Source organism: Streptomyces mutabilis (genome assembly GCF_046628145.1).
GTDB classification, from domain to species: Bacteria; Actinomycetota; Actinomycetes; order Streptomycetales; family Streptomycetaceae; genus Streptomyces; species Streptomyces mutabilis.
Genome location: NZ_CP176874.1, coordinates 3240853 through 3257603 on the forward strand (window position 1 = coordinate 3240853; position 16751 = coordinate 3257603).

10 protein-coding genes are annotated in these 16751 nt (G+C 72.6%); 4 read left to right on the forward strand and 6 right to left on the reverse strand.

Annotation, left to right across the window (positions count from 1 at the left end; genetic code table 11):
* Positions 1–45 precede the first annotated feature (45 nt).
* Complete coding sequence (locus ACLIN4_RS14340; protein ID WP_307652701.1) at positions 46–816, reverse strand: HNH endonuclease family protein; 771 nt, start codon at positions 814–816, stop codon at positions 46–48.
* Positions 817–951: 135 nt separating this feature from the next.
* Here ACLIN4_RS14340 and ACLIN4_RS14345 point away from each other — a divergent pair, with 135 nt between their 5' ends.
* Complete coding sequence (locus tag ACLIN4_RS14345) at positions 952–1152, forward strand: antitoxin (RefSeq protein ID WP_107479603.1); 201 nt, start codon at positions 952–954, stop codon at positions 1150–1152.
* A 165-nt stretch (positions 1153–1317) separates the two neighbouring features.
* Here the strand turns inward: ACLIN4_RS14345 and mfd are convergent, their stop codons facing one another.
* The 3 genes from mfd to ACLIN4_RS14360 all read right to left on the reverse strand — a co-directional run bounded on the left by mfd (position 1318) and on the right by ACLIN4_RS14360 (position 8537).
* Positions 1318–4851 (reverse strand): transcription-repair coupling factor, encoded by a 3534-nt coding sequence (gene mfd, locus ACLIN4_RS14350; RefSeq protein ID WP_411575847.1) that lies wholly within the window; start codon positions 4849–4851, stop codon positions 1318–1320.
* A gap of 333 nt (positions 4852–5184) precedes the next feature.
* Positions 5185–7752: an ABC transporter permease gene (locus tag ACLIN4_RS14355; protein ID WP_411575848.1), complete on the reverse strand. Its 2568-nt coding sequence runs from the start codon at positions 7750–7752 to the stop codon at positions 5185–5187.
* Positions 7749–8537 (reverse strand): ABC transporter ATP-binding protein, encoded by a 789-nt coding sequence (locus ACLIN4_RS14360; RefSeq protein WP_107479600.1) that lies wholly within the window; start codon positions 8535–8537, stop codon positions 7749–7751. The genes ACLIN4_RS14355 and ACLIN4_RS14360 overlap by 4 nt, the downstream gene beginning before the upstream one ends.
* A gap of 516 nt (positions 8538–9053) precedes the next feature.
* Between ACLIN4_RS14360 and ACLIN4_RS14365 the strand changes: the two genes are divergently transcribed.
* The 3 genes from ACLIN4_RS14365 (at position 9054) to ACLIN4_RS14375 (ending at position 12857) form a co-directional block, all read left to right on the forward strand.
* The gene (locus tag ACLIN4_RS14365; RefSeq protein WP_411576754.1) at positions 9054–10565 is read left to right on the forward strand and encodes an MFS transporter; all 1512 of its coding nucleotides are present in this window, start codon (positions 9054–9056) and stop codon (positions 10563–10565) included.
* Positions 10566–10764: 199 nt separating this feature from the next.
* Positions 10765–11250: a DUF485 domain-containing protein gene (locus tag ACLIN4_RS14370; protein ID WP_411575849.1), complete on the forward strand. Its 486-nt coding sequence runs from the start codon at positions 10765–10767 to the stop codon at positions 11248–11250.
* Positions 11247–12857, forward strand: a complete 1611-nt coding sequence (locus ACLIN4_RS14375) for a cation acetate symporter (protein ID WP_307652699.1) — start codon at positions 11247–11249, stop codon at positions 12855–12857. Before ACLIN4_RS14370 ends, ACLIN4_RS14375 begins: the two co-directional genes overlap by 4 nt.
* A 22-nt stretch (positions 12858–12879) precedes the next feature.
* Here ACLIN4_RS14375 and ACLIN4_RS14380 read toward each other — a convergent pair whose 3' ends face one another.
* Together ACLIN4_RS14380 and ACLIN4_RS14385 are read right to left on the reverse strand one after the other, a co-directional pair.
* Positions 12880–13770, reverse strand: a complete 891-nt coding sequence (locus ACLIN4_RS14380) for a cellulose-binding protein (RefSeq protein ID WP_381912579.1) — start codon at positions 13768–13770, stop codon at positions 12880–12882.
* A 200-nt stretch (positions 13771–13970) separates the two neighbouring features.
* Positions 13971–16745, reverse strand: a complete 2775-nt coding sequence (locus ACLIN4_RS14385) for an SUKH-4 family immunity protein (protein ID WP_411575850.1) — start codon at positions 16743–16745, stop codon at positions 13971–13973.
* Positions 16746–16751: the final 6 nt, after the last annotated feature.

The following is a 16751-nucleotide window of genomic DNA, read 5'->3' on the forward strand; positions in this document are numbered from 1 at the left end:
GCCGCCGCTCCGGCTCCCTCACGTCGGCGGCCTCCTCGGCCCTCCTCAGCCGCCGCACTGCTTCAGCATCATCTCCTTGTCGGGGGCCGTGACCGGCAGTTCGTACTTGACGGCGACCTGGGCGAAGCGGACCGCGTAGGCGCACCTGATCCGCTTGTCGGGCGGCAGCCAGGCCGCGGGGCCGGAGTCGCCCTTGGCCGAGTTGGCCCGCCCCTGGACCGGGATCAGGTTGAGCACGTCGTTGGCGATCTGCTCGCGCTTGCTCTCCGACCAGCGCGAAGAACCCATCTGCCAGCTGTACGACAGCGGCACCACGTGGTCGATCTGGACCTCTGCGGCCTTCTGCTTGCGCCACTCGATGGTCGTCCCGGTGTACGGGTCGTCCAGCGTCATGGCGATGACGACGCAGTCCGAGCCGGCTCGGAAACGGAGGTCCCGGCCATCACGACGCAGAAGATCGTTCCGGGTGTCGCACCCGTTCCTCGCGAGCGGTACGCCGTCGGCCGTGTCCATCCAGGCGTAGCCGAACTCTTCGCGATCGTACCCCGTCCTGGGGCCGCGTCCCTTGGTCTTCAGCCCTTCGATGAGCTCGCGGGCGCTCGCCTCGCCGGTGTCGCCCGTGACAGGGGCGAGGCCGGGTGCGGTGCCGTCCGGGTTGCGCAGCGGGCTGACGGCCCGTCCCGCGGCCGGCGCCGCGCCCCCGTCACCCGGCGGTGCGGCTCCCTCGCCCTCCAGCCCTTCGCATCCGGTGACCAGGGCCAGCGCGAGGGCCGCGCCCGCGGCCCAGCCGTTACGGATCCTGCCGTGCCGCCTCATGAGCGCCCCTCCCCTTGCCGTTCGCAGGTACCACGGTAGCCAGGAAGAGGTTCAGACCATAGGGGGCCTCAGTGGGCATGCCGGACATATCTGTCGTACGGTCGACAGTGAGTCACGTCCCGGAAGGAGCTCTGCATGGGCATCCTCGACAAGATGAAGAGCATGGCCGGCAAGGACAAGGACAGGTCCAGGAAGATGTCCGACACGGCCGAACGCCAGGTCAACCAGAGGACCGGCGGCAAGTACGAGAAGCAGGTCGACGCCGCGCAGAAGCAGGCCGAGGACAGGCTCGGCTTCGGGCGTGAGGGCGGAGGCAACCGGCCGGACCAGCAGTAATCTGCTCCCCCGCACACAGTGGAGCCGTCCGCGGGACCTGTCCCCGTGGACGGCTTCCTCGGCTTCCTCGGCTTCCTCGGCTTCCTCGGCTTCCTCGGCTTCCTCGGCTTCCTCGGCTTCCTCGGCTCCTTGGCTTCGCGGCTTTCCCGGCGGCCGCGCCCCGGCTCAGGACCCCAGGATCGAGGTCAGGAACTCCCCCACCCAGCCGAGCAGTTCACGCCCGACCAGCGGCTTGCCGCCCACCTTCGCGGTCTTCGGACGCGGCACGAGGACTTGGTGCGTGCCCGCCTTGATGACGGAACCAGGGTAGAGCCGCTTGAGCCGCAGCTCCTGGGACTCGCGCAACTCCACCGGCGCGAAGCGGATGTTGTTGCCTTGGAGCACGATCTCGCCGACGGCGCACGCCCGCGCGAGCATGCGCAGGCCCGCTACCAGGAGCAGGTTCTCCACCGGCTCCGGCAGCTTGCCGTACCGGTCGACGAGTTCCTCGCGTACGGCCTTGACGTCCTCCTCGCTGTTGGCGGAGGCGATGGACCGGTACGCCTGGAGCCGCAGCCGCTCGCCGGGGGCGTAGTCGTGCGGGACGTGCGCGTCGACGGGCAGTTCGATCTTGACCTCGAGCGGCGGCTCCTCCTCCACGCCGCCCTCCAGGGAGGCCCGGTAGTCGGCGACCGCCTCGCCGACCATCCGCACGTACAGGTCGAAGCCGACGCCCGCGATGTGGCCGGACTGCTCGCCGCCCAGCAGGTTGCCCGCGCCGCGGATCTCCAGGTCCTTCATCGCCACGTACATGCCCGCGCCCATCTCGGTGTGCTGGGCGATGGTCGCCAGGCGCTCGTGCGCGGTCTCCGTCAGCGGCTTCTCCGGCGGGTAGAGGAAGTAGGCGTAGCCGCGCTCACGGCCACGGCCGACCCGGCCGCGCAGCTGGTGGAGCTGGCTGAGGCCGAAGTTGTCGCCGCGCTCGACGATGAGGGTGTTGGCGTTGGAGATGTCGATGCCGGACTCGACGATGGTCGTGGAGACCAGCACGTCGAACTTCTTCTCCCAGAAGTCGACGACGACCTGCTCCAGCGCCTGCTCCGACATCTGGCCGTGGGCGGTGGCGATCCGCGCCTCGGGGACGATCTCGCGGAGTTTGGCCGCCGCGCGGTCGATGGACTCGACCCGGTTGTGGATGTAGAAGACCTGGCCCTCGCGCAGCAGCTCGCGGCGGATGGCGGCGCCGATCTGCTTGTGCTCGTAGGGGCCGACGAAGGTCAGCACCGGGTGGCGCTCCTCCGGCGGGGTGGTGATCGTCGACATCTCGCGGATGCCGGTGACCGCCATCTCCAGGGTGCGCGGGATCGGGGTGGCGGACATGGTCAGGACGTCGACGTTGGCGCGGAGCTTCTTCAGCTGCTCCTTGTGCTCGACGCCGAAGCGCTGCTCCTCGTCGACGATGACCAGGCCCAGGTCCTTGAACTTGGTCTCGGACGAGAACAGGCGGTGGGTGCCGATGACGATGTCCACCGAGCCCTCGCGCAGGCCCTCCAGGGTCGCCTTCGCCTCGGTGTCGCTCTGGAACCGGGACAGCGCCTTCACGCTCACCGGGAACTGCGCGTACCGCTCGCTGAACGTACCGAAGTGCTGCTGCACCAGCAGGGTCGTCGGGACGAGAACGGCGACCTGCTTGCCGTCCTGGACCGCCTTGAACGCGGCGCGGACCGCGATCTCCGTCTTGCCGTAACCGACGTCGCCGCAGATCAGGCGGTCCATGGGGACCGTCTTCTCCATGTCCTCCTTGACCTCGGCGATCGTGGTCAGCTGGTCGGGCGTCTCCGCGTAGGGGAACGCGTCCTCCAGTTCGCGCTGCCAGGGGGTGTCCGCGCCGAACGCGTGACCGGGCGCCGCCATCCGTGCGCTGTAGAGCTTGATCAGGTCGGCGGCGATCTCCTTGACCGCCTTCTTCGCGCGGGCCTTGGTTTTCGTCCAGTCCGCGCCGCCCAGGCGGTGCAGGGTGGGGGCCTCGCCGCCGACGTACTTGGTGATCTGCTCCAGCTGGTCGGTGGGGATGTAGAGGCGGTCGCCGGGCTGGCCGCGCTTGGCGGGGGCGTACTCGACGACCAGGTACTCGCGGGTGGCGCCCTGCACGGTGCGCTGGACCATCTCGATGTAGCGGCCGACGCCGTGCTGCTCGTGGACGATGTAGTCGCCTGCCTCCAGGGTGAGCGGGTCGATGGTCTTGCGGCGCCGGGCCGGCATCCGGGCGCCCTCGCGGCCGGCGGCCTTCTGCCCGGTCAGGTCGGTCTCGGTGAGCACGGCGAGCTTGAGCGCCCGGTCGACGAAACCGTGGTCGATCGAGCCGCAGGAGACGTGGACGACGGAGGGGCTGAGCGTGTCCAGGTCGTTGTCGAGTCGGGCCGCGATGCCCTCGCCGCCGAGGACCTCGACGGTGCGGGCGGCCGGGCCGTGGCCCTCGGTGAGGTAGACCGCGCGCCAGCCGTCGGCGAGCCAGCCCTTGGTGTCCGCCAGCGCCTTCGCGGTGTCGCCGCGGTAGGTCTCGGGGGCGTGCATGCCGAGCTTGAGGGTGTCGGCCTCCTCGAGCGCGTCGTCGGCGGCGAAGGGGGAGACCGACCACCACATCATGTCCAGTTCGCGGGCCCGGTCCCGGACGTCCGCGATGGACCACAGGGAAGCCGCGTCGACGTCGATCGGCGCCTCGCCGCCGCCGGCGGTGGCCGCCCAGGAAGCCTGGAGGAACTCCTGCGACGTGGCGACCAGGTCGGCTGCGCGGGTACGCACCCGCTCCGGGTCGCAGACCACGGCCATGGCGCCCTTGGGCAGCACGTCCAGGAGCAGCTCCATGTCGTCGACGAGGACGGGGGCCAGGGACTCCATGCCCTCCACCGCGATGCCCTCGGCGATCTTGCCGAGCAGTTCGCCCAGCTCCGGGTGGTCCTCGGCGAGGGCGGCGGCCCGCTCCCGCACGTCCGGCGTCAGCAGCAGCTCGCGGCAGGGCGGGGCCCACAGGCCGTGCTCGGCGACCTCCAGGGAACGCTGGTCGGCGACCTTGAAGTAGCGGATCTCCTCGACGTCGTCGCCCCAGAACTCGACGCGGAGGGGGTGCTCCTCGGTCGGCGGGAAGACGTCCAGGATCCCGCCGCGTACGGCGAACTCGCCGCGCTTCTCCACCAGCTCCACGCGTGCGTACGCGGCGGCCGCGAGGGCTTCGACGACCTCGTTCAGATCGGCGGTCTGTCCGGTGCGCAGGGCGACCGGCTCCAGGTCGCCGAGGCCCTTGACCTGCGGCTGGAGCACGGAGCGTACGGGCGCGACGACGACGGAGACCGGGCCGGTCTCGGGGTCGTCGGGGCGGGGGTGGGCCAGGCGGCGCAGGGCGGCGAGGCGGCGGCCGACGGTGTCGCTGCGGGGGCTGAGCCGTTCGTGCGGGAGGGTCTCCCAGGAGGGGTACTCGACGACGCCCTCCGGGGGCAGCAGGGAGCGCAGGGCGGCGGCCAGGTCCTCCGCCTCGCGGCCCGTCGCGGTCACCGCCAGCACGGTGCGGCCGGTCTCCCGGGCCAGCGCGGCGACCGAGAAGGCGCGGGCGGCGGGCGGGCCGACCAGGTCGACGTGCATGCGGTTGCCGTCTGCGGCCGCCGTGATCGCTTCCGCGAGGGCGGTGTCCTTGACGACGGCGTCGAGCAGACCGTGCAGGCTCATGGAGGGGGCGCTTCCGTCCTGGGTGCTGGGGTGGACAACACGAGTAGCCCGGCGGGGTGAGGGCCGGGGGTGTCCAGCGTACGACGCTGCGCTCGCGTGCGCCGGGGGCTGTGGACGGCGCCGGGTGCCGCGGATGACGCCGGGGCGTGGTGGCCGGCGCCACGGTGGCCGTACCAGGGGGCTCACCCCCTGGCCCCCGGCCTGTGCCCGTCCACCACCCGGTTCGGTGGGCCGCAAGGCGAACGCAATCGGCCCGGCGCCGGATGCGGTGAGGCATCCGGCGCCGGGCCCTTCCCCCGCAACCCCCGTGTGCGGTGGCTGTCGGGTCGGGTGCTACTCCGTCGCGATCGCGTTCAGGACGTTCATGCGGCCGGCCCGGAAGGCCGGGACCAGGGCCGCGAACAGACCCACGAAGGCCGAGCCGACGAAGACGCCGATGATCGTCGGCCAGGGGATGTCGAGGACGTTCAGTCCCTCCAGGGCGAGCAGCTTCTGTGCCGTGGCGCCCCAGCCCATGCCCAGCCCCAGGCCCAGCAGGGCACCGAAGAGGGCGATGACGACGGACTCCATGCGGATCATCCGGCGCAGCTGGCGTCGGGAGAGGCCGATCGCCCGCATCAGGCCGATCTCGCGGGTCCGCTCGACCACCGACAGGGCCAGCGTGTTCACCACGCCGAGGACGGCGACGATGATCGCCAGGGCGAGCAGGCCGTAGACCATGTTCAGCAGCTGGCCGACCTGGTCCTTCAGCTCCTGCTTGTAGTCGGTCTGGTCGGCCACCTGGTACTGCGGGTAGGCGTCCAGGGACTTCTTCAGCGCCGCGTACGCCTGGTCCGCCTGGCCCTCCTCGGCCTTGGCGAACATGATCGTGTTCGGCGGGACGCTCTCGGCCGGCAGGTACTTCCGCATCGTCTCGATGCTGATGTACCGCGCGCCCTGGTCGATGGCGACGTCGTCGCTCGTGATCGCGGCGACCTTGAGCTTCGCGGTCTCGCCGCCCTTGAAGGCGACGGAGATCGTGTCGCCGACGTGCACACCGTGCTTCTCGGCGTAGTCCGAGCCGACCGACATGGCGTCCGTGCCGTAGGCGGCGGAGAGCTCTCCCTCCGTCGTCGTGCGGCGCACGTCCTCGGCGTAGGTCGGGTCGGCGGCCGTGACCCCGTCGTCGTCGGTCTTGCCGTCGGGCGAGGTCAGCTCGGCGTCGAGCATCTTGTAGCGGGTGACGTGCTCCAGACCGGGCGTGTCCTGCATCGCCTTCTCGGCCTGCGGCACGATCCGCTGGTTGCCCTGGACGATGAAGTCCGCGCCGACCGTCTTGTCCAGCTCGCTCGTGGCCGAGGCGACCATGGAGGAGCCGACGACGGACAGGCAGGCCACCAGCGCGAGGCCGATCATCAGGGCGGCACCCGTGGCGCCGGTGCGGCGCGGGTTGCGCAGGGCGTTGCGCTCGGCCAGGCGGCCCACCGGGCCGAAGGCCCGCAGCAGCACCGCGCTGATCACCCGCACCACGAAGCCGGCGAGCAGCGGGCCGATGACGACGAAGCCGATGAGGGTCAGCACGATGCCCGCGCCGAGCATCATCGATCCCTCGCTCGCCTTGTCGGCGGCGGCGGCCGTGAACAGGGCCGCGGCGCCGGCACCGGTGAGGACCAGGCCGATCAGGCCGCGTATCCGGCCGGCCTTGCCGTCGGCCGGCGTACCGGCGTCGCGCAGGGCGGCCATCGGGGAGATCTTCCCGGCGCGACGGGCCGGGAGGTAGGCGGCCAGGACGGTCACCACTACGCCGAGGACCAGGCCCACCACGGGGGTCGCCGTCTTGATGGTCAGGTCGTCGGTGGACAGGTTCATGCCCGCAGCCGACATCAGCTTCATCAGGCCGACGGCGATTCCGACACCGGCCGCCACGCCGAGGACGGAACCGACGATGCCGAGGAGCAGCGCCTCGACCAGCACGGAGCGGTTGACCTGCCGGCGGGAGGAGCCGATGGCCCGCATCAGGCCGATCTCGCGGGTGCGCTGGGCGACCAGCATGGAGAAGGTGTTGATGATCAGGAAGATGCCGACCAGGAACGCGATCCCGGCGAAGCCGAGCATGGCGTACTTGATGACGTTCATGAACTCGCCGACGTCCGCGCGGCCTTCGTCGGACGCTTCCTTGGCGGTCTGGACCTTGTAGGAGCCGCCGTCCAGGGCCTGGGAGACGTTCTGCTTGAGCTGTGCGTCGGTGACGCCGGACGCGGCGGTGACGTTGAACTGGCTGAAGCGGCCCTCGCCGCCGAGCAGCTGGCGCTGGGCGGTGGGGGTGTCGAAGTAGACGACCGCGGCACCGGGGTTGGTGACGGTGAAGGAGACGATGCCGACGATCTTCGCCTTGAAGTCGCCGGTCTGCGCGATGGTGCGCAGCTCGTCGCCGATCTTCAGGTCGTGCTTGTCGGCGGTGTCGGAGTCGACCATCGTCTCGGTCGGGCCGCGCGGCGCGTGCCCCGAGGTGATCTCCATGGACCGCAGGTCGTTCTTGGTCCAGTTCCCGGCGAGGGTCGGGGCGCCGTTGGTGGCTCCCACGTTGTCGTTGTCGGCGTCGACGACGGTCACGTTCATCGAGACGACCGCGCCCTCGACCGATGCCACGCCGTCGGCCGAGCGGATCTGCTCCAGCGTGGTCGCCGGCAGCGACTCGGGCACCCCGTTCTGCGGCGTGTCCTCGGCCTCGGCGTCCTTGGGGGCGACCGTCACGTCCGACGAGGTGACCGCGAAGAGCTTGTCGAAGGTGGTGTTCATGGTGTCCGTGAACACCAGGGTCCCGCACACGAAGGCGACCGACAGCAGCACCGCCACCGCCGAGAGCGCCATTCGGCCCTTGTGCGCGAAGAAGTTGCGCATCGAGGTCTTGACGACGGTCATGACGTGCGCCCCCGGGCGTCGAAGTCCTTCATGCGGTCGAGGACGGCTTCCGCGGTCGGCCTGTGCATCTCGTCGACGATCCGGCCGTCGGCGAGGTACAGCACCCGGTCCGCGTAGCTGGCGGCCACCGGGTCGTGGGTGACCATCACGATGGTCTGGCCCAGCTCGTCCACCGACCGGCGCAGGAAGCCCAGGACCTCGGCGCCGGCGCGCGAGTCGAGGTTTCCGGTCGGCTCGTCACCGAAGATGATCTCGGGCCGGGCGGCCAGCGCCCGCGCCACGGCGACACGCTGCTGCTGACCACCGGAGAGCTGGGTCGGCCGGTGCTTGAGCCGCCCGGCGAGCCCGACGGTCTCCACCACCCGGTCCAGCCACGCCCGGTCGTACTTGCGGCCGGCGATGTCCATGGGCAGCGTGATGTTCTCGATCGCGTTCAGCGTCGGGAGCAGGTTGAACGCCTGGAAGATGAACCCGATCCGGTCCCGGCGCAGTTGCGTGAGCTTCTTGTCCTTCAGGCCGGTTATCTCGGTCTCGTCGAGGTAGATCTGCCCGCTGGTGACGGTGTCCAGGCCCGCCAGGCAGTGCATCAGCGTGGACTTGCCGGAGCCCGACGGCCCCATGATCGCGGTGAACTGGCCCCGGGCGATGTCCACGTCCACGTGGTCCAGGGCGACCACCCGGGTCTCCCCCGCCCCGTACGCCTTCACGACCTGCCGCGCCCGCGCGGCAACGGCCGTACGTCCTCCCGTGTTCCCGTGTGCGGGAATACTTACGGCCGATGTCATGTCAATTCTCCTATGTCGGTCATCACCTGAGCCGCCGGTGCCGGCGGTGAACGCTGAGCGGTACCGCTTGGCCGTGCAACTGGTCCGCAGCCGGTCCGCGACCGGCCTGCAACAGCTCTGGAACTGGTCGTGCGCTGGAACGTGCCGCGGCTACTCGAAGAGTCTGGCCGGAAGCAGGTGCCGAGCGCGCTGAGGTACAGCGCACTCTTCTGCTGGGGAAAACCCCACCCCCACGGGTCCGGTTTGCCGCCCCCCAGCGGCGTAAAGCCAGGTTAAGGACATCGCCGGGTCCCTCTCGTCCTCCGTCGGTACGAACCCACCCCGACCCGTAGTACGGAGGTACCCCTAGGGGCAGTCCACCCATAGGTGGAGCCGACCTCAGGGTGGCCCTCCGACCCGGGACGCACCGAGCGTCCACCCTCCCGCGGCGTCAGGGTCAAGTGGGAAGCTGATCCCGGCGGATGGATGCAAGGGGAACACAAAAGGAGGGGCATCCGAGTGGACGGCGTGGAGGGCGTGGACGGCACCAGACCCGCGGTGGGCGGGGCCGCACCCGGCGCGGGCCCGGACCGGCGCGGTGCCGTCGTCGCCGCCCTGATGCTCGCGATGGCACTGGCGGCGCTCGACGCCACCATCGTCTCCACCGCCGTACCGCAGATCGTCGGCGACCTCGGCGGGTTCTCCCTCTTCTCCTGGCTCTTCTCCGGCTACCTGCTGGCCGTCACCGTCACGCTGCCCGTGTACGGCAAGCTCTCCGACACCTTCGGGCGCAAGCCGGTCCTGGTGGTGGGCGCCGCGCTGTTCCTCCTCGGTTCGCTGCTGTGCGCACTGGCCTGGAACATGGCCGCGCTCATCGCCTTCCGCATCCTCCAGGGCCTGGGCGGCGGCGCCCTTCAGGGCACGGTGCAGACCCTCGCCGCCGACCTGTACCCGCTCGAGGAACGGCCCAGGATCCAGGCCCGGCTCTCCACCGTGTGGGCGGTGTCCGCCATCGCGGGGCCCGGCCTGGGGGGCGTGCTGGCCGCGTACGCCGACTGGCGCTGGATCTTCCTCATCAACCTGCCGGTCGGCGCGCTCGCCCTGTGGCTGATCGTCCGTCACCTGCACGAGCCGCCGCGGAAGGCGGGCGGCACGCGCGCGCGTGTCGACTGGGCGGGCGCGGTGGCCGTGTTCGCCTGTGGCGGCGTGCTGCTCACCGCCCTGGTGCAGGGCGGGGTGGCCTGGCCGTGGCTGTCGGCGCCCTCGCTCGCCCTGTTCACCGCCGGCCTCGTCCTGCTGGCGGCCGTGGTGGTGATCGAGCGCCGCGCGGTGGAGCCGATCATCCCCGGCTGGGTGTGGCGCCGCCGCACGATCGCCGCGGTGAACCTCGCCCTCGGCGCCCTGGGCGTGCTCATGGTGGCGCCGACCGTCTTCCTGCCCACCTACGCCCAGTCGGTGCTGGGCCTGGCACCCGTGGCCGCCGGTTTCGTGCTCTCGGTGTGGACGCTGAGCTGGCCGGTGTCGGCGGCCCTGAGCCAGCATGTGTACCGCAGGATCGGCTTCCGCAACACGGCGATGCTCGGCATCGGCGCCGCGTCCCTGCTCCTGTTCGCCTTCCCCTTCCTCCCCTACCCCGGCGAGGCCTGGCAGCCGGCCCTGCTGATGCTGCTGCTCGGCGGCGCGCTCGGCCTGTTCCAGCTTCCGCTCATCGTCGGCGTCCAGTCCACGGTCGGCTGGTCGGAGCGGGGCACGGCGACGGCGTCCGTGCTCTTCTGCCGTCAGACCGGGCAGACCGTCGGCGCGGCGGCCTTCGGCGCGATCGCCAACGGGGTGCTGGCCGCACGGCTCGGCGGCACGGGCGGCCACGGCACCGGGGACCTCGACTCCGTGACCCGGGCGCTGGATCCGGGCGCCGCCGGGGAGTCCGTACGGCGGGCGATCGCCGACGCCGTGCACGCCGTCTATCTGGGCGCGGCGGGGGCGGCGGCGCTGGCGTTCCTGGTGCTGCTGCTGGTGGCGCCGCGCCGGTTCCCGGTGCTCCGGGACTGAACTCGCGGGCCGCCGCGCCTGGCAAAGCCCCTGGTTAACGCGGGTAACACCCTCGGAACGACGCAGCAAGCGCATACCGACCGATCAGTTCGGCCAAAAGGCAGCGCCCCACGTGACCGGCGAGTAGCGTGCGTGGCTCCCACCCCCCACCTCCCTGCGGTCCGCCGCACCGGACCCGAGCCGCGCAAGGAGCACCGGGATGTCCTACGACCCGTTTCCGTCGCACCCGCACCGGCCGCCGCCACCGCCGCACGAGCCCCCACCACCGTCGCACCGAGCCCCGTACGACCAACCCCCACCACCGCCGCACCAACCCCCACCGCCCCCGTTCGGACACGCCACCCCCACCCCCCACCGGGCACCGCGCCGCCCCCCGCTCGGCCACCACAGCGACCTGCGGGTCCTGCGCACCGCCTACCGCTGGCAGCGGCGCACCGCCACCCTCACCGCACTCGGCTACTTCACGCTCTTCCTGTTCCTGTCCGCGTACGCACCCGGCTTCATGACCGGCACCTCCCCCGTCGGCGGCCTGCCCACCGGACTGCTGCTCGCCCTGCTCCAACTCCCGGTCACCTGGCTGGCGATCGCGCTGTACGAGCACACCGCCCGCCGGCACGTCGACCCGCTCGCGGACCGCATCCGCAAAGAGGCCGAACTGGACGCCCGGCGGGGGGCGGGACGATGACGGAGTTCAGCGGCAACGCCCAGACGATGGCCCTGGTCGGCTTCACCACCGTCGCCACCATCACCCTGCTCCTGTGCGTGATGACCGGCCCCGACCGGGACGACCTCGACGAGTTCTACACCGGCTACGGTTCCCTGTCCCCCATGCGCAACGGCCTGGCGATCGCCGGCGACTACATCTCCGCGGCGACCGTCCTCGGCACCGGCGGCGTCATCGCCCTGTTCGGCTACGACGGCGTCGTGCTGGCGCTCAGCACCGCCCTGTCGCTGATGCTGCTGATGTTCCTGCTGGCCGAACCCCTACGCAACGCCGGCCGGTTCACCATGGGCGACGCGCTCGCCCGCCGGATGCCCGGACGCGCGGTGCGCATCGTGGCCTGCGCCGTGACCATCGCCGCCCTGCTGCCCATGATGCTGGTGCAGCTCGCGGGCACCGGCCAACTGCTCGCCTTCGTCCTCGGCTTCTCCGGCGAGTCCCTGGAGACCGGCTGCATCATCGGGCTGGGCGTCCTGATGATCAGCTACGCGGCGATCGGCGGCATGAAGGGCACCGCCCTCATCCAGATCCTCAAGATGGTGATGCTGCTCGGTTCGGGCGCCGTGATCGCCGTACTCGTCCTCGACCGCTTCGACTGGGACCCGGGCGCCCTGTTCGACGCGGCGGCCGACAACAGCGGCGCGGGGCCGGCGTTCCTGAACTCGGGGCTCCAGTTCGCGGGCGGACCCCACCCCGGGGCCGACATGATCACCTCGCAACTGACCGTAGTCCTGGGCGGCGCCTGCCTCCCCCACGTCACCATGCGCATGTACACCGCGTCCTCCGCCCGCCAGGTGCGCCGCTCCATGTCCTGGGCGGTCTCCAGCGTGGCCCTGTTCGTGCTGGTCATCACGGTGATCGGCTTCGGCGCGACGGCACTGGTGGGGCGGGCGGTCATCGCCGGCATCGACCCGCAGGGCAACACCGCCTATCTGCTCGGCTCCCAGGCCGCGTTCGGCGCGGAGGTCTCCACGGCGGAGACCTTCCTGTTCACGACCGTCACCACGGCCGTCTTCCTCACCCTGCTCGCCTCCGTCGGCGGCATGATCCTGGCCTGCGCCAACTCCCTGGCCCACGACGTCTTCGCCACCCGCGTGCAGGAGCTGTCACCGCGCCGCGAGATGACGCTGGCCCGCCTGTCCGCGCTGGCCGTCGGCATCCCCGCGATCGTCCTGGCGACCCTCGTCCAGCACCACAGCCTCCAGCCCCTGGTCACCCTGTCCTTCTGCCTGGGCGCCTCGGCCATCGCCCCTGCCCTGGTCTACGGCCTCTTCTGGCGCCGCTACACCCGCGCCGGGCTGCTCAGCACCCTCATCGGCGGCTCGCTCGCCGTCCTGGTACTGATGCCGGGCACCAACCTGGTCTCCGGCTCACCCGTCTCGGCCTTCCCCGACGCCGACTTCAACTGGTTCCCGTTCACCACGACCGGCCTGGTCTCCATCCCCCTCGGCTTCGCCTGCGGCTGGCTGGGCACCATGCTCTCCGGCCGGCGCAAGGCGGAGGAGCAGCGCCGCCACTACGAGGCCGTGGAGGGCTGGATCCTGGCGGGGGCGGTACGCAGAGGGGAGTGACGACGAGGCCGGCGGTGCGGCGTCACTCCACCGCCCGGCCCGTCAGCGAGCTGAGGTTGCTGCGTACGGACGCCACGTGGGCCTGGAGTTCGTCCCACCGCTCCCCGTGCTCGCGCAGCACCCGCTCCGTCTCACGGGCGATCCGCTCCTGACGGTCCCGGGCCCCGGCGACCACCTCGGCCGCCCGCGCCCGGGCCTCCTCCCGCCACCGCGCGGCCGCCACCTCCGCCTCGGCCAAGGCCTCCTTCGCCTCGCACAGGTCCTGCTCGGCACGCGCCACCAGCTCCGCGTGGTGCGCGTCCACCGTCCGCGACGCCTCCTCCTCCGTACGTTCCTGCGCGGCCCACCGCTCGGCGTGCTCCCTGCTCTGCTCGGCGAGCATCCCGGTGGTCCGCCTGCGCATCTCGCGCAGCGCGGCCAGCGCCTCCCCGCGCCCGGCCTTCACCTCGCGCCGTGCCTCGATCCGCGCCTCGTCGGCCTCCGCCCGCGCCGCGAGCAGCCGCTGCCGGGCCCGCTCGTCGGCCTCCGCGCGTACGTCGTCGGCATGCGCCCGCGCCGCCTCGCGCACACCGGCCGCGTACGCCCGCGCCTCCTCCAGCAGCCCGTCCGCCTCGGCCCGCGCCCTCTCCCGTACGGCCTCCGCCTCCTCCCGGCCGAGCCGGAACAGGGCCCGCGCACGCTCCCCGAGCGCCTCGTAGTCCTGCGGAGCGAGCCGCGCCACCACCTCCCGCAGCCGCTCCAGTTCCGTGCCCATCTCGCGGGCGAGCACGGTGAGCCGGGCGGCCCGCTCCCAGGCCGCGTCCCGCTCCTCGGAGAGGGCCGCGGCCAACTCCTCCACCTGGTCCGGACGGTAGCCGCGCTCGCGCCCGCGTACGGTCACGAAGCCGTGGGGGGACGCCGATGCGCTGGTCATGCTCATCACCCCTGTGGGGAACCTGCCGCAGTAAATGGACTTAACCGACTTTATGGATCGGATGTAAGCCCACATAATGCGACACACCGTCCGTATCACGCCCAGCCCGACCACGCAGACGGCACGCAAAAGGGTGGGGCCCGGTCGCCTCACCGGCCGACCGGGCCCCACCCGTCGCGTACGTCAGCTGCGCCGCCGTCTCACAGCAGCCCGTCCCACATCTGCTCCAGCAGCACCGACCACCAGCTCTCCGGCGACCCGAGCGCGGCCGGGTCCAACGCGGCCAGCTGCGCCTGGAAGTCCACCGTCCAGCGGCCCGCCTGCTCCTGGTTCAGACCGAACCTGAGCCGCCACATCCGGCCCAGCAGCGCCAGGCAGCGCGCGAACTCCGGCAGACCGGTGTTCACGAACTGCGGCGGCACCGGCGCACCGCCCGGTCCCGCCTCCACCGGCACGGCCACGATGTTCGCCGTTCCGTACTGCACGCAGATCGCCCGGCCGAAGTCACTGCCCACGACGAGGTACGAACCCGCGTCCGACGCCGGCTGCACCCCGCGCTCCGCCGCCAGCTCCGCCAGCGTCGGCACCGGCCGCCCCGGCTGGGCCTGCGCCCAGAAGAACGGGCCCATGTCCATCGGCAGACCCGCCGCCACCAGCGTGTGCGCCACCACCGGCGGCACGCCCTGCCGGGACACCGCGGCCTGCTCGAACCGGAACACACCCGGCCCGAAGGCCCCGGCCAGCTCCTGCCCGATCGCCTCCGGCGGAACGGGCGGCACCGGCTGCACCTGCGGCAGCGGAGCACGCACCGGAGCCGGACGGGCCGGCCCGTCGGCCACCTGGTGCAGCTCGCCCTGATGCTCCAGCAACTGCCGCATGCCCTGCTGCCGGCTCGCGTGATCCGTGCCGTACGGCGCGATGGAGGTGATCCGCGCCTGCGGCCACTGCTCCCGGATCATCCGCGCGCAGTAGGCGCCCGGCAGCTCGCACGACTCCAACTCGGTGTGCAGCTCCAGCACCTGGTCCGGCGGCACGTTCATGGCCCGCAGCTCGTGGAAGATCTGCCACTCCGGGTGCGGCGTGCCCGGTGCCGAACGCCGGATCAGCTGCTGCTCGGAACCGTCCTGCGCGCGGTAGCGCAGCACGGCCTGGTAGCCCGGGCCGACGGTCGGCAGTCCGGCGGGCGGCTGCGGATAGCCGTACGCCGGCGGCGCACCGGGCACCGGCCCGCCGGGCGGAGGCACGGCACCGGGCGGAGGCACGGCACCGGGCGGCATGGGCTGCGCGACGCCCGGAGCACCGGGGACACCCGGAGCGCCCGGAGGCGGCGGAGGCGTGCCGGGACCGCCCACCGGGGGCGCGGCCAGCACGGTCTGCGCGTGGTGGACGGCACCGCCCGCACCACCCGCCGAACCCTGCGCGCCGGGCACACCCGGAGCAGCGGGAGGCGGCGGCGTGCCCCTCCCACCCGCTCCTCCGGGAGCGGCGGGGGGCGGCGGCGTACCCGGCCCGACACCGGGCACCCCAGGGGCACCCGGAGGACCGGGAGGCGCCGGCGGCGCGGGCGGACCGGGAGGCTGGGGCGCCCCGCCGCCCGTCCGGCCCGGATCGGCCAGCATCGTGGCGGCATGGTGCACCCCGCCCGGAGGCGTCCCCCCAGGGGCACTCGGCGGAGGCGGCGTACCCGGAGCGCTGGGGGGAGGCGGCGTACCCGGAGCACTCGGCGGAGGCGGCGTACCCGGAGCACCGGGCACCCCCTGGCCGGCCGACGGCTGCGGCACGCTCGGCGGAGGCGGCGTCCCGGGACCACCGCCCGGCCCCTCGGGCCCGAGCGACGACACCAACTGCGTCGGCACATAGCCACCCGCCGGAGTCCCCGGCCCACCCGGACCGGCCGGCCCCGACGGCGGAGGCGTGGCACCCGGCCGCGCGCCCGGCGCACCCGGGGCACTCGGCGGCGGAGGCGTGGCGGCACCACCGCCACGGCGCGGCGGAGGCGTCGCCTTGCTGGTCGCGGCGTCCGCGATGTCCCCGGCGTCCGGCGCGAGCGGCCGGGCGGGCGTGCCGGAACCGGAGCCCTCCGGACCGGCCTGCGCCGGCGGCACGGGCGGCGGCGTACCCGCCCCCGGGGACGGGGCCGGCGCGTTCGGGTCGCCGATCGCCGGCGCGAGCGCCGTCGGCGGAAGCTGACTGCCGCCCGACATCAGCGCCGTCTTGGCGTCCGGCGTCGCCGAGGGCGGCGGCGTGCCGTCGTCGGCACTGCCCAACGGCGGCGCGAAAACCGTCTGGGGCAGCGGTACGGAACGGTCCTCACCGGCGTCCGCGTTGGTGTCCGTCCCCGCCCACGGCGTCGCCCCCGCGGGCGCGCCCGGCGCACCGGAGGCACCCTCGCCCGCGCCAGGGCCACCGGCACCGCTCGCCCCGGCGGCCGGCCACCCCGCGCCGCTCCCCTGGCCACCGCCCGAAGCGGCCGGAGCCGCAGGGGCAGCCGGAGCCGCGGGATCCGACGGAACCCCGGCCTGCGTCTCGGCCAATCCCGTAGCCGAACCACCCGCCCCGGCCCCGGCAGCGGCACCGTCGCGATCCCCCCGCCGATCCGGAATCCCCAGCTTGTCCGCCGCCTCCTGCAACCACTCCGGCGGACTCAACAAGAACGACGTCTGATTCAGATCCACCCGAGCCGCAGGCGCCGGCACCGGCTCCGCGGCCTCCTCCGGACGGCCGTACTCCTCCTCGTACCGGCGGATCACCTCACCCACCGGCAGCGAAGGCCACAACGTCGCCTCACCACTGTCCCGTGCGATCACCAGCCGCTGCGCGCCCCCGTCCGAACGCGGCCCCTCCGCACGGTCCTCGGCCCACACCACGAACCCGAGCTCGAACTCCCGCACCCGCACCTCACGGTGCTGATACGCCGGCAGCTCGCCGTTGACCCACTCCTCCGCGCGCTCCTGCGCCTGCGCGAACGTCACCATCGCCAG

What these genes read in the sequence shown, in the direction of transcription:
- ACLIN4_RS14380 (WP_381912579.1), bottom strand. Translation starts at nt 13,770, where the DNA reads ATGACCAGCGCATCGGCGTCCCCCCACGGCTTCGTGACCGTACGCGGG.
- ACLIN4_RS14355 (WP_411575848.1), bottom strand. Translation starts at nt 7,752, where the DNA reads ATGACCGTCGTCAAGACCTCGATGCGCAACTTCTTCGCGCACAAGGGC.
- mfd (WP_411575847.1), bottom strand. Translation starts at nt 4,851, where the DNA reads ATGAGCCTGCACGGTCTGCTCGACGCCGTCGTCAAGGACACCGCCCTC.
- ACLIN4_RS14360 (WP_107479600.1), bottom strand. Translation starts at nt 8,537, where the DNA reads ATGACATCGGCCGTAAGTATTCCCGCACACGGGAACACGGGAGGACGT.
- ACLIN4_RS14345 (WP_107479603.1), top strand. Translation starts at nt 952, where the DNA reads ATGGGCATCCTCGACAAGATGAAGAGCATGGCCGGCAAGGACAAGGAC.
- ACLIN4_RS14375 (WP_307652699.1), top strand. Translation starts at nt 11,247, where the DNA reads ATGACGGAGTTCAGCGGCAACGCCCAGACGATGGCCCTGGTCGGCTTC.
- ACLIN4_RS14370 (WP_411575849.1), top strand. Translation starts at nt 10,765, where the DNA reads ATGTCCTACGACCCGTTTCCGTCGCACCCGCACCGGCCGCCGCCACCG.
- ACLIN4_RS14385 (WP_411575850.1), bottom strand. Translation starts at nt 16,745, where the DNA reads ATGGTGACGTTCGCGCAGGCGCAGGAGCGCGCGGAGGAGTGGGTCAAC.
- ACLIN4_RS14340 (WP_307652701.1), bottom strand. Translation starts at nt 816, where the DNA reads ATGAGGCGGCACGGCAGGATCCGTAACGGCTGGGCCGCGGGCGCGGCC.